Source organism: Seonamhaeicola sp. ABD4_175, assembly GCF_056160885.1.
On record NZ_JBSWYC010000001.1, the window covers coordinates 1,180,978 to 1,194,112 of the forward strand.

Below are 13,135 nucleotides of genomic sequence, written 5' to 3' on the forward strand. Positions count from 1 at the left end.
ATATAATATTTATAATGTTGAATTGGGTTAGTATTTACTTAATCTTAAAGATAAAGCCAACTAAAACGTTATAGTTAATTTCTTTTTTAACCGAAATTTATTCTAACATTTTTGATATTTTATTTTGAAATGCAAAAAACGCACGCTTTGATGCTTTTTCTTCAGCTTTCTTTTTTGAAGTTGCTCGGGCTTTAGCTACAATTTTATTGTCTATTGATAGTTTTACCGAAAAATGCCTAACATCGTCATTACCGGTATCATCATATACATTGTAGTTAAAAGTTTTTTTCTCTTTTTGGCACCATTCAATAAGTAAACTCTTGTAACTTATTACTTTACCCTCAAGTTTTTCAATATCTACATACGGAATAATAACACGCTTAAATATAAATTTTTCGCAGTGTTTATAGCCTCTATCTAGAAAAATGGCGCCTACTAAGGCTTCAAAAAGATTGCCGTGTATGTTATCACCAAATTGTCCTTCAGGTATTTTGCTTTGTACTAACTTTATTAAGTTAAGCTCTTTACCTAACTCATTTAAATGCTCTCTACTTACTACTTTAGAGCGCATTTTTGTTAAGTAACCTTCATCTCCACTTGGTACTTCTTGGTATAAATGGCAGGCTATTACGGCGCTTAACATGGCATCACCTAAAAACTCTAAGCGTTCATAATTTATGGCATTACCTTCAGCGTCTTTTAAATTCATAGACCTGTGCGTAAATGCCTTTTTAAAATATAAAATATTTTTAGGCTTAAACCCTAGTATTTGGGTTAATTCCATAAAAAAATTCCCGTTGCGTTTAAAACGGGAATTTAGTATGTTACGAATGTTTTTCACTCGGGATTCTATCTATATTTTCTTGAATAATACACAAGCGTTATGACCGCCAAATCCAAATGTATTACTCATTGCTACATTTACCTCGCGTTTTTGAGCTTTGTTTAGTGTTAAATTTAACTCAGCATCAATGTTTTCATCAACCGTAGTGTGGTTAATTGTTGGTGGTACAATACTGTGTTCTATTGCTAAAATACTTGCAATAGCCTCAATAGCACCTGCGGCACCTAAAAGGTGGCCTGTCATTGATTTTGTTGAATTAATATTTATGTTTTTTGCATGACTACCAAATACTTTTGATATGGCTTTAAGTTCGGCCACATCACCAAGTGGTGTAGATGTTCCATGTGTGTTAATATGGTCTACATCTTCAGGTTTTAGTCCTGCATTTTCTAAACAATTTTTCATAACCTCAACTACACCTAAGCCTTCTGGGTGTGGCGCTGTCATATGGTAAGCATCAGAAGATAAACCACCTCCTGCAACTTCGGCATAAATTTTAGCGCCTCTAGCTTTTGCATGTTCATATTCTTCAAGAATTAGAGCTCCAGCGCCTTCGCCTAAAACAAAACCATCTCTGTTTCCATCAAAAGGTCTTGATGCTGTTTCTGGACTTTCATTTCTTGTTGATAGTGCATGCATTGCATTAAAGCCTCCCATACCTGCAATAGTTACTGCTGCTTCACTTCCTCCTGTTACAACTACATCTGTATACCCTAGTCTAATAGAGTTTAATGCATCAAATAATGCGTTTGCTGAAGAGGCGCAGGCAGAAACTGTTGTGTAATTAGGCCCCATAAAACCATGTTTTATGGAAATGTTTGCCGGAGCTATATCGGCAATCATTTTAGGAATAAAGAATGGGTTAAATCTTGGTGATCCGTTTCCTTCAGCATAGTTTAATACTTCTTGCTGAAATGTTTCTAACCCACCAATTCCTGCTCCCCAAATAACACCTACACGTAATTTATTTACTTCGTCTAGATTTAAACCAGAATCTACAATGGCTTCATCTGCAGCTACCATAGCGTACTGCGCAAACTTATCCATTTTTCTAGATTCTTTACGGTCTATAAAATCTGTTACTTTGAAGTTTTTAACCTCACAAGCAAACTTAGTTTTAAAATTTTCGGTGTCAAAATATGTTATAGGCGCAGCACCGCTTTTACCGTTTATTAAGCCGTCCCAATATTCATCTTTGGTATTGCCTATTGGTGTTAAAGCTCCTAAACCTGTGACTACAACTCTCTTTAATTCCATGAATATAATAGCTTATTTTGCAGCTTCTATGTATGATATAGCTTGACCTACTGTTGCAATGTTTTCAGCTTGATCGTCTGGGATTTGAATATCGAATTCTTTTTCAAATTCCATAATTAGTTCTACAGTGTCTAATGAGTCTGCTCCTAAATCGTTTGTGAAGCTTGCTTCTGCAACTACTTCGTTTTCATCTACTCCTAATTTGTCTACGATAATCGCTTTTACTCTTGATGCAATGTCTGACATAATTTTTTAATTTTAAGTTTTAATTCAGTTGGCAAAAATAAAAAACTTTATTTTTAAAACACACCATTAACATAAAAATGTGTTTGTAATTTAATAAATAACTTTCAAGTAATTTGTTTTTACCTACTAAATGTTAATAATTATTCTTTTTTTTGTTGGAACAATTTTAACATTATAAGCTGTATTATGAAACGTGTAGTAATTTTTGCATCCGGTAGCGGATCTAATGCTGAAAATTTAATTAAGTTTTTTCAAAACAGTGATAATGCATCTGTTATTCAGGTTCTTACCAACAATCCTCATGCCAAAGTTTTAGATAGAGCTAAAAAATTACACGTTAGCGCACTATCATTTAACCGTATTGCTTTTACTAAAACTAATGATGTTTTAAACATTTTAAAAGCAGCAAAACCAGACCTTATTATTTTGGCAGGTTTTTTATGGAAATTTCCTGAAAATATTTTAAATGAATTCCCAAATAAGGTTATAAATGTGCACCCTGCACTACTACCAAAGTTTGGTGGCAAGGGTATGTACGGCATGCACGTACACAATGCAGTTGTGGAAAATAACGAAACTGAAACAGGCATAACAATACATTATGTAAACGAAAACTATGATGAAGGCGCCACTATTTTTCAAGCCAAATGCACCGTTTTACCAACAGATAATGCTAATGATGTAGCTAAAAAAATTCATGCCTTAGAAATGGAACACTTCCCAAAGGTTGTTGAAAAATTGCTACATAACTCATAAATTTAGAATGAAAAGATTCTGAAACAAATTCAGAATAACATAAAAATGGCATCAAAAAAAAAGAAATATTACACCGTATGGAAAGGCCATAAAACTGGTGTTTTTGAGTCTTGGAACGACTGTAAAGCGCAAATAAACAATTTTGAAGGCGCACAATACAAGTCTTTCACCACTTTTGATGAAGCTAAAAAAGCACTAAAGGGTAATTACTTTGATTACGTTGGCAAGAATAAAAGTTTTAAAAGCGAACTTACTGAAGCCCAATTAAAAAAAATTGGACAGCCAAACTACAACTCTATAGCTGTTGATGCTGCCTCAAGCGGCAACCCAGGAAAAATGGAATACCGCGGTGTTGACACTAAAACCAAAAAACAACTTTTTATTCAAGGCCCTTTTGAAGAAGGCACAAATAACATTGGTGAGTTTTTAGCCATTGTTCACGGTTTAGCATTTTTACAAAAAAACAACAGTAATAGAATTATTTACACCGACTCTAGAACTGCCATAAGTTGGGTTGCAAAGAAAAAATGCAACACTAAACTAAAACCTAATACCAAAAACAAACCACTTTTTGATTTAATAAACAGAGCCGAACACTGGCTAAAAACCAACACCTACAATACCGTTATTGTTAAATGGGAAACCAAAGCATGGGGAGAAATACCCGCTGATTTTGGCAGAAAGTAAAACCACCAAAAAAACCAAAGGGCTCAAGTAAACTCAAGCCCCTCAATTATAATTAAATTAATAATAGCATTTGATTATAAGACACCACATTTTTTAATAAGTCACACCCAACAAAAAATTATATTGATTGCGCATTTAAAAGCCCTATATTTGCACAAAATTATCATACCTCATTTTATGAGTAAATTAGTTATTGTTGGCACCATAGCTTTTGATGCTATTGAAACGCCATTTGGAAAAACCGATAAAATTCTAGGTGGTGCCGCAACATTTATAGGGTTAGCTGCTTCACATTTTAATGTAGATACCGCTGCCGTTTCTGTTGTTGGCGGAGATTTTCCTCAAGAATATTTAGATTTATTATCTAAAAGAAACATAAACCTACAAGGCGTAGAAATTATTAAAGAAGGTAAAACGTTTTTCTGGAGTGGGCGTTATCATAACGACATGAATTCTAGAGATACTTTAGTTACAGAACTAAATACCTTAGCAGATTTTAATCCAGTAGTACCTGAAGATTACAAAAATGCTAACGTAGTAATGTTAGGTAATTTACATCCTATCGTCCAATCTAGCGTGTTAGACCAAATGACTAGCAAACCAGACTTGGTAATTTTAGACACCATGAATTTTTGGATGGATTCTGCATTACAAGATTTACACAACGTAATAAAACGTGTTGATGTAATTACTATTAATGATGAAGAAGCTAGACAATTAACTGGTGAATACAGTTTGGTTGTTGCTGCCAGAAAAATTCATGAAATGGGCCCCAAATACGTGGTTATCAAAAAAGGAGAACATGGCGCATTATTATTTCATGATGAAAACGTATTTTTTGCACCAGCATTACCTTTAGAAGAAGTGTTTGATCCAACAGGAGCTGGTGATACTTTTGCCGGCGGTTTTGCGGGTTATCTTGTAAAAACCAACAATTTTTCTTTTGAAAACATGAAAAACGCTATTATTTACGGCTCAACATTGGCATCGTTTTGTGTTGAAAAATTTGGAACAGAACGCATGGTTAATGTATCAAATGAAGAAGTACACAAACGATTACTGCAATTTAAGCAATTAACGCAGTTTGAAATAGAATTATCATAACACATCGCGCTCAATATTTGGGCGCGTTTTTAATTTAAAATAAATTTCAGAAAACATATTAATTATAACTTCTGAAAAAAACAATAAAAAAAGGAAAGCAATTTTATAATGAGTGATGTTTTAAAACACGAATGTGGCATAGCCATGATTAGGCTATTAAAACCGTTAGAATATTACAAAGAAAAATACGGAAGTGCATTTTATGGCGTAAACAAAATGTACTTAATGATGGAAAAACAACACAATCGCGGTCAAGATGGTGCTGGTTTTGCAAGCATTAAACTCAACACCAAACCCGGTGAGCGTTATATTAGCCGAGTAAGATCTATTGAGCCACAACCAATACAAGATATTTTTGCTCAAATAAACAAACGTATAAATAATGAGTTTGCAACACACCCAGAATATTTAGATGATGTTGCGGCACAAAAAAAGAATATACCATACATTGGCGAAGTTTTATTAGGCCACGTACGTTATGGTACTTTTGGCAAAAATAGTGTTGAAAGTGTGCACCCGTTTTTAAGACAAAACAATTGGATGCACCGTAACCTAATTATGGCCGGTAACTTTAACATGACCAATGTTAAAGAGCTTTTTTCAAATTTAATTGAGCTTGGGCAACATCCAAAAGAATATACAGACACCATTACGGTAATGGAAAAAATAGGTCATTTTTTAGATGACGCTGTTAGTAAAATTTACAAAGACCTAAAAAAAGAAGGCTACAATAAACGCGAAGCATCTCCACTAATTGCAGAACGCTTAAAAGTATCAAAAATACTAAAACGCGCCGCCAAAAATTGGGATGGTGGCTATGCCATGGCAGGCCTTATTGGGCATGGAGACGCCTTTGTTTTAAGAGATCCGGCAGGTATTCGTCCAGCATATTATTACAAAGATGACGAAGTTGTTGTTATAGCTTCTGAAAGACCCGTAATTCAAACCGTATTCAATGTAAAGTTTGAAGACGTTAAAGAACTAGACCCAGGGCACGCCATAATTACCAAAAAATCTGGCGAAGTTAGAATTAAAGAAATTCTACCAGCACTTGAGCGTAAAGCCTGTTCTTTTGAGCGCATTTACTTCTCTAGAGGTAGTGATGCCGAAATTTACCAAGAACGTAAAACACTTGGTAAACTTTTAATGCCTAAAGTACTAGAGGCTATTAATAATGATACTAAAAACACTGTTTTTTCATATATACCAAATACTGCCGAAACATCGTTTTACGGTATGGTTGAAACAGCAGAAAACGAACTTAACAAAGCCAAAACTAATATCATTTTAAACGGGCAACGCAATCTTTCAGCTGAAGAAGTAACCAATATTCTTTCTGAAAGAATTAGAGTTGAAAAAATAGCTATTAAAGATGTAAAGCTTAGAACTTTTATTACCGAAGATAGTAGTAGAGATGATTTAGTAGCACACGTTTATGATATTACCTATGGTGTTGTAAAACCTAATGATAACTTAGTTATTATTGATGATAGTATTGTAAGAGGTACAACCCTAAAGAAAAGTATTTTAAAAATGCTTGATAGGTTAAATCCTAAGAAAATTATTGTAGTATCATCGGCACCACAAATTCGCTACCCAGATTGTTATGGTATAGACATGGCAAATCTTGAAAGTTTAGTAGCTTTTAGAGCCGCTTTAGCGCTTCATAAAGATAATAACACGTACAACACCATTGAAGAGGTTTACAACAAATGTAAAGCCCAAGAAGATTTAGATGATAAAGATGTAAAAAACTTTGTGAAAAATATTTACAGCCCTTTTACAGATGAACAAATTTCAAATAAAATTTCAGAGCTGTTAAGCCATGAAAGTATAAAGGCTGAAGTTAAAATAATTTTCCAACCGGTTGAAAATTTACACAAAGCTTGCCCTAAGAATTTAGGCGACTGGTATTTTACAGGAAATTACCCCACGGTTGGTGGTAATAGAGTGGTTAACAAGGCTTTTATTAACTTTTATGAAGGCAACAAAGAACGTGCTTATTAATTAACATATTCATAAAATATTACGGTTAAACCGTATATATTGTATTTTGACTGATATTTATGCTATTCATCTAATAAATAAGTTGATTATCTAAAATACACATAAATTGGTACCACCATAACATAAGTAGGTTAAGTTCATGGTAGATTTGGGGCAAAAAAAGGTGAACTCTCGTTCGCCTTTTTTTATGCAATAACATTTGATAAATGACTGCAATTTCTTTCAAAACACTATAAAACAGACTGTTTAACCGCTTTTTGGGCTTTACTTCTATTAAGCCAATTTATAAGTATTTCAGCCAATATATTTTACCAATCTTTTTAACACCGCTACATTTGAACCACCATAACATAAGTAGGTTAAGTTTATGGTAGATTTGGGGCAAAAAGGTGAACGTTCTAGTTCACCTTTTTCATTTTTAATGCCTGTAAAATTTAATTTTCTGTTTTACATTCTTGCTAACTCCTTTTTTAAATTATATGCAATACTAAATTGGTTGCTACACTTACACCCAAGTGATTTTGTAGAATTTTTTTTCTTCTGAATTTTGTTTGCGTTAGGGATTGAAACGGCATCCTTTTTATGTTTTAATTGCTGCGTTAGCTGGAATTAAAACGTAAAAAGATATAGTGAAAAGCCCGACCCCTTGTGGGTAACGCCCCAAAAAAAATCGTTTAGAATATGCATCCTAAACGACTTTTTTGATAACACTTAAAATTAATATTACTTCGCGTTTGCGTAGCGTTTTTCAACTTCGTTCCAGTTTACTACATTAAAGAATGCTTTTATATAATCTGGACGACGGTTTTGATAGTTTAAATAGTATGCGTGTTCCCAAACATCTAATCCTAAAATTGGTGTGCCACCGCAACCAACTTCTGGCATTAATGGGTTATCTTGGTTTGGTGTTGAGCAAATTTCTAATTTACCTCCTTTGTGTACACACAACCATGCCCAACCTGAACCAAAACGTGTTGCTGCTGCTTTACTGAAGGCTTCAATAAATGCGTCTTTTGATCCGAAGGTTGCTTCTATTTCATCTTTTAATTCTCCTGATAAATATCCTTTATCTTCAGGGTTCATAACAGACCAGAAAAGTGAGTGGTTGTAAAAACCGCCACCGTTGTTTCTAACGGCACCGTTACTCATATCTAAATTAGTTAAAATATCTTCAATAGATTTTCCTTCTAAATCTGTTCCTGCTATTGCATTGTTTAGGTTGTTTGTATATCCTGCGTGGTGCTTGGTATGGTGTATTTCCATTGTGCGTGCATCCATATGTGGTTCTAACGCATCATAAGCGTAGCCTAATTCTGGTAATTCAAAAGCCATAGTGTTTTTGTTTTTTCTATTTAGTAATTTATTTCTATTCAAATTTACGCATAAAAGCCCTCAATTAAAAATAATAAATTGTTATTAAACCATTGTTTGTTTTTATCTTGTAATCAAATTAGTATTTATGAGCCTTAACCCTACGTTTACTATTTATAACGCCTCGGCCGGTAGCGGTAAAACCTTTACGCTAGTAAAAGAATATTTAAAAATTTTATTTAAAGCTAACCACCCCGAAAAATTTAAAAACATTTTAGCTATAACGTTTACAAATAAAGCGGTGGCCGAAATGAAAGAACGTATTGTTGGCACGCTTAAAGAATTTTCTAATAGCGCTATTTTAACAAACCCTAATAGCATGTTTACTACTATTTGTAGTGAATTAGATTTAAGTAAAAATGAGGTTCACAATAAATCTAAAAACATATTAAATGCTATTTTATTTAATTATGCTGCTTTTGATATCTCTACCATTGATGGTTTTACACACAGAGTAATTAGAACTTTTGCGCACGATTTAAAACTACCTTTAAATTTTGAAGTTGAACTTGACCAAGCGTCACTTTTAACTGAAGCTGTTGACAGCTTAATTGCTAAAGCAGGCACCAATGATGAGCTCACAAAAATTTTAATTGATTTTGCTATTGAAAAAGCTGATGATGATAAAAGTTGGGATGTGAGTTTTGATTTTAATAAAATTGCCAAACTACTGGTAAATGAAAATGATATTCCGTTTATTCAAACTTTAAAAAACAAAACTTTTGAAGATTTTAATGTCTTAAAAAAACACTTAAAAAACGAATTAAAGCATACCGAAGACGCTATTGCTGAAACCGCAAAAAACATGTTGCAAGTTTTTGAAGATGCTAACTTAAATTTTTCAGATTTTACCGGGAAATATTTACCAAAACACCTTGAAAAATTAGCACATAAAAATTTTAATGTTGCTTTTGAAGCCAAATGGCAAAATGATATTGAAAACACCACACTTTACCCAAAACGTGTAAGTAATGACATTGCCACTACTATTGATGGTTTACAACCACAAATTGCAACGGTATTTAACAAAACCAAACAAGGCGTTCATCATTTAAATTTTTTAAAAAACTTTTATAAAAACATCACACCGTTATCTGTTTTAAATGCTATAAACAACGAGTTATATTTTTTAAAAACAGAGCAAAACAAAATGCTTATTTCAGAATTTAACGCCATAATAAGCACTCAAATTAAGCAACAGCCAACACCTTTTATTTATGAACGCTTGGGCGAAAAATTTAAACATTATTTTATTGATGAATTTCAAGACACATCAATTAAACAATGGGAAAATTTAACACCACTTTTAAGCAACGCTTTAGCTGCCGAAAACGGAAGCACTATGTTAGTTGGCGATGCCAAACAAGCTATTTACAGGTGGCGCGGTGGTAAAGCAGAACAGTTTATTGGCTTGATAAACCATGACAATCCGTTTTTTATAGAAAAAACCGTTAAAAACTTACCAACTAATTACCGTAGTTTTTATGAAATTGTAACATTTAACAACAATTTTTTTACTTATTTATCTAAACATTTTTTTGCCAGTAAAACGCACCAAAAACTTTATTTAAAAGCCACCCAAAAAACTGCTATTGAAAACAATGGCTATGTTGAAATGTCTTTTTTAGATTTTGAAAAAGATGATAACCGTAATGAGCTTTACAGTGAAACCACACTTAACACAATAAACAAATGCCTAAAACAAGGGTTTAACCTAAGTGATATTTGTATTTTAGTTAGAAAAGGTAAAGAAGGTGTTGCCATTGCAAATTACTTAAGTGAACAAAAAATACCTATAGTATCATCAGAAACCTTATTACTAAACAATGCCCCCGAAATTATATTTATAGTAAATTTTTTAAAACTTTTAACACAACCTAATAACAACCAATTAAAAGTTGCCGTATTAAATTATTTAACATTACTATTTAATATTGAAAATAAACATGATTTTTTTAACAATAAGTTAAAACTAACCCTTAAACAACTACTAAAAAGCCTTGAGAAACATCATGTTTTTATAAACACCAATGTATTACAATTACCTTTATATGATTTAGCCGAAACTATTGTTAGAAGTTTTAATTTGGCACAAACATCAAACGCCTACATACAGTATTTTTTAGACATAGTTTTAGAATTTTCACAAAAAAAAGGATCTGACCTCTTAGCTTTTATATCTTATTTTGAAAAGAAAAAAGATAAACTAAGCATTATATCTCCTGAAGGGCAAAATGCCGTAAAAATTATGACCATTCATAAATCTAAAGGTTTAGAGTTTCCTGTGGTAATTTTTCCTTTTGCCGATTTAAATATTTATAAAGATTTAGAACCTAAAGAATGGTTTAAAATAAATAAGAATACCTATAATGGTTTTGACCACACCCTATTAAATTACAACAAAAATTTTGAGTTTTATGGTGAAGAAGGCCTTCAAATACACAATAAACACCAAACAGAACTTGAATTAGATAATTTAAACCTTTTATATGTTGCCCAAACACGTGCCGTTGAACAATTATATATTATTTCAAAAAAAGACATAAATGGTAAAGGCGAAGTAAATACTAAAACATACGCAGGGTTATTTATAAACTATTTACAACAAAAAGCATTATGGAATAATACACAACTAACCTACAGTTTTGGTGAGGCAAAAAAAACATCAACCAAAACACATGAAAACAATAATACCATTTTTCAAAACGAATTTATTTCTACCGCAAAAGAAACCCATAATATTAAGGTAGTAACAAAATCTGGCTTTTTATGGGACACCAAACAACAAGAAGCCATTGAAAAAGGAAACCTTGTACACAATATAATGGCACAAATAAAAACTATTAATGATGTTGATAACGTAATAAATAATTTTTTAGATACCGCTACAATAAATAATAACCAAGCTCAAGCACTTAAAAAAACAGTTTTACAAATTGTAAACCATCCATTATTAGCTAGTTATTTTAATTCAGATGATACTGTTTACAATGAAAGAGATATTATAACCAAAGAAGGCATTATTTTAAGACCAGACAGGTTAAATATTAAAAATAATAACAACGTAGTAATTATAGACTATAAAACAGGTGCAGAACACACAAAACACGCACAACAACTACAAAACTATCAAGATGCGCTACAACCCATGCATTTAAAGGTAACACGCAAACTTTTAGTATATGTTAATAAAAAGGTAACTATTAAAGAAATTAACACCATTTTTTAACAAAAAACATGTGACTTTATTAAAGCAAGCGTGTCTATAGCACAAGACAAATGTTTTAAATTTAGTTAAAATGAGTCTGAACTATCGATGAACAGAGCTTTTGTAGTATTTTTTTATATATTTGTCTTTGTTAATAACATTTAACAACTTACTTTTGTTTACAATTAACACTTAAAAATTAAACTTTTGAATATGAAAAATCTTAGCAGATTATTGTTAGCATTTGTTTTAGTTCTTGGTTACAACTATGCAGATGCACAAGACAAAAACAACCCATGGCAAATTACCATTGGTGTAAATGCAGTAGACGCTTTCCCTTCTGGAGATGGTGCATTATTTACAGGAAACGGTGAAGCTTCTTACTCAATTTTTGGTAAATTAGTAGATACTGATAACTACAACATTTTACCTTCTTTATCTACAATTTCCGTATCTAAATACGTAGGAGATGGTTTCTCATTTGGCGTAGCTGGATCTTTAAACAAAATTGAAAAATGGGGAGAAGTTCCTGGAACTTCTGATTCTGCTTCAGCAGATGATTTATCATACTACGGTGTAGATGGTACCATTAAATACAACTTCTTAGAAGGAACTACTATTGATCCTTACTTAGGTGTTGGTGGTGGTTACACTTGGATTGATGAAATTGGTGCTGGTACTTTAAACGGTACTGCTGGTTTAAACATTTGGTTTAACGATAACATTGGTTTCACACTTCAAACTGCTTACAAACATGCTTTTGAAGATTATTTAGATACACATTTCCAACATACTGCTGGTCTTTCTATTAGATTTGGCGGAACTGATACTGATGGTGATGGTATATATGACAAAGACGATGCTTGTCCTGAAGTTGCTGGTTTACCTGCATTTAACGGCTGTCCTGATACTGATGGTGACGGTATTGAAGATTCTAAAGATGAGTGTCCTAACGAAGCTGGTACAGCTGAGTTAAACGGTTGTCCTGATTCTGACGGTGACGGTGTTGCTGATAACAAAGATAAATGTCCATCAGTTGCTGGTTTAAAAGCTTTAGCTGGTTGTCCAGATGCTGATGGTGACGGTGTAACTGACGCTGATGATAAATGCCCTAACACTGCTGGTCCTGCTGCAAACAAAGGATGCCCATGGCCAGATACTGATGGTGACGGTGTATTAGACAAAGATGATAAATGTCCTAAAGTAAAAGGTACTGTAGCTAACAACGGTTGTCCTGAAGTTACTGCTGAAGTACAAAAAACTTTAAATGAGTACGCTAAAACTATCTTATTTGATACAGGTAAATCTTCTATCAAATCTGAATCTGAGCAAGTATTATCTGATATCATCAAAATTATCAATGAGTACCCAACTGCTAAATTTACAGTTGAAGGTCACACAGATAGTGTTGGTAGCGAAAAATTAAACCAAAACTTATCTGAATCTAGAGCAGCTTCAGTTAAAGATTACTTAACGTCTCATGGTGTTGATCAATTCAGATTATCATCTAAAGGTTACGGTGAGTCTAAACCTATCGCTTCTAACAAAACTAGATCTGGTAGAGCTCAAAACAGAAGAGTTGAAATTAACTTAGTAAAGTAATAAGTTAATTCTTAAAATAACTTCAAAAAACGCTTCGGGAATCCCGAAGCGTT

At 32.8% G+C, this 13,135-nt stretch carries 10 protein-coding genes; 6 read left to right on the top strand and 4 right to left on the bottom strand.

Features of this window, described 5'->3' with window-relative positions:
• Positions 1 to 97: 97 nt before the first annotated feature.
• From rnc to ACXAG4_RS04760, 3 genes are read right to left on the bottom strand one after another with little or no spacing between them, the layout of a single operon-like run.
• The gene (gene rnc / locus ACXAG4_RS04750) at positions 98 to 841 is read right to left on the bottom strand and encodes a ribonuclease III (RefSeq protein ID WP_475294925.1); all 744 of its coding nucleotides are present in this window, start codon (positions 839 to 841) and stop codon (positions 98 to 100) included.
• Positions 842 to 853: 12 nt separating this feature from the next.
• The gene (gene fabF / locus ACXAG4_RS04755; RefSeq protein ID WP_475294926.1) at positions 854 to 2,101 is read right to left on the bottom strand and encodes a beta-ketoacyl-ACP synthase II; all 1,248 of its coding nucleotides are present in this window, start codon (positions 2,099 to 2,101) and stop codon (positions 854 to 856) included.
• A 12-nt stretch (positions 2,102 to 2,113) separates the two neighbouring features.
• Entirely contained in the window at positions 2,114 to 2,347 is a 234-nt protein-coding gene (locus ACXAG4_RS04760) for an acyl carrier protein (RefSeq protein WP_076698750.1), read from the bottom strand.
• A gap of 186 nt (positions 2,348 to 2,533) precedes the next feature.
• On the opposite strand from ACXAG4_RS04760, the gene purN reads away from it, so the two are divergent.
• The 4 genes from purN to ACXAG4_RS04780 all read left to right on the top strand — a co-directional run bounded on the left by purN (position 2,534) and on the right by ACXAG4_RS04780 (position 6,901).
• Entirely contained in the window at positions 2,534 to 3,103 is a 570-nt protein-coding gene (purN, locus tag ACXAG4_RS04765; protein WP_475294927.1) for a phosphoribosylglycinamide formyltransferase, read from the top strand.
• Between the two features lie 45 nt (positions 3,104 to 3,148).
• Positions 3,149 to 3,790 (top strand): ribonuclease H1 domain-containing protein, encoded by a 642-nt coding sequence (locus tag ACXAG4_RS04770; protein WP_475294928.1) that lies wholly within the window; start codon positions 3,149 to 3,151, stop codon positions 3,788 to 3,790.
• A gap of 177 nt (positions 3,791 to 3,967) precedes the next feature.
• The gene (locus tag ACXAG4_RS04775; RefSeq protein ID WP_475294929.1) at positions 3,968 to 4,894 is read left to right on the top strand and encodes a PfkB family carbohydrate kinase; all 927 of its coding nucleotides are present in this window, start codon (positions 3,968 to 3,970) and stop codon (positions 4,892 to 4,894) included.
• A 108-nt stretch (positions 4,895 to 5,002) separates the two neighbouring features.
• Positions 5,003 to 6,901 carry an amidophosphoribosyltransferase gene (locus ACXAG4_RS04780; protein WP_475294930.1) on the top strand — a complete coding sequence of 633 codons (1,899 nt, stop codon included), beginning with the start codon at positions 5,003 to 5,005 and terminating at the stop codon, positions 6,899 to 6,901.
• 723 nt (positions 6,902 to 7,624) lie between these two features.
• Here ACXAG4_RS04780 and ACXAG4_RS04785 read toward each other — a convergent pair.
• Positions 7,625 to 8,233 carry a superoxide dismutase gene (locus tag ACXAG4_RS04785; protein ID WP_475294931.1) on the bottom strand — a complete coding sequence of 203 codons (609 nt, stop codon included), beginning with the start codon at positions 8,231 to 8,233 and terminating at the stop codon, positions 7,625 to 7,627.
• Between the two features lie 127 nt (positions 8,234 to 8,360).
• On the opposite strand from ACXAG4_RS04785, the gene ACXAG4_RS04790 reads away from it, so the two are divergent.
• A complete protein-coding gene (locus ACXAG4_RS04790) occupies positions 8,361 to 11,501 on the top strand; it encodes a UvrD-helicase domain-containing protein (RefSeq protein ID WP_475294932.1) in 3,141 nt (1,046 codons plus the stop codon).
• Positions 11,502 to 11,693: 192 nt separating this feature from the next.
• A complete protein-coding gene (locus tag ACXAG4_RS04795) occupies positions 11,694 to 13,082 on the top strand; it encodes an OmpA family protein (RefSeq protein WP_475294933.1) in 1,389 nt (462 codons plus the stop codon).
• Positions 13,083 to 13,135: the final 53 nt, after the last annotated feature.

Excerpts from the sequence above, each read along its gene's own strand:
- ACXAG4_RS04760 (WP_076698750.1), bottom strand. The coding sequence starts at position 2,347 with ATGTCAGACATTGCATCAAGAGTAAAAGCGATTATCGTAGACAAATTA.
- ACXAG4_RS04790 (WP_475294932.1), top strand. The coding sequence starts at position 8,361 with ATGAGCCTTAACCCTACGTTTACTATTTATAACGCCTCGGCCGGTAGC.
- ACXAG4_RS04770 (WP_475294928.1), top strand. The coding sequence starts at position 3,149 with ATGGCATCAAAAAAAAAGAAATATTACACCGTATGGAAAGGCCATAAA.
- purN (WP_475294927.1), top strand. The coding sequence starts at position 2,534 with ATGAAACGTGTAGTAATTTTTGCATCCGGTAGCGGATCTAATGCTGAA.
- ACXAG4_RS04775 (WP_475294929.1), top strand. The coding sequence starts at position 3,968 with ATGAGTAAATTAGTTATTGTTGGCACCATAGCTTTTGATGCTATTGAA.
- ACXAG4_RS04785 (WP_475294931.1), bottom strand. The coding sequence starts at position 8,233 with ATGGCTTTTGAATTACCAGAATTAGGCTACGCTTATGATGCGTTAGAA.
- ACXAG4_RS04780 (WP_475294930.1), top strand. The coding sequence starts at position 5,003 with ATGAGTGATGTTTTAAAACACGAATGTGGCATAGCCATGATTAGGCTA.
- ACXAG4_RS04795 (WP_475294933.1), top strand. The coding sequence starts at position 11,694 with ATGAAAAATCTTAGCAGATTATTGTTAGCATTTGTTTTAGTTCTTGGT.
- fabF (WP_475294926.1), bottom strand. The coding sequence starts at position 2,101 with ATGGAATTAAAGAGAGTTGTAGTCACAGGTTTAGGAGCTTTAACACCA.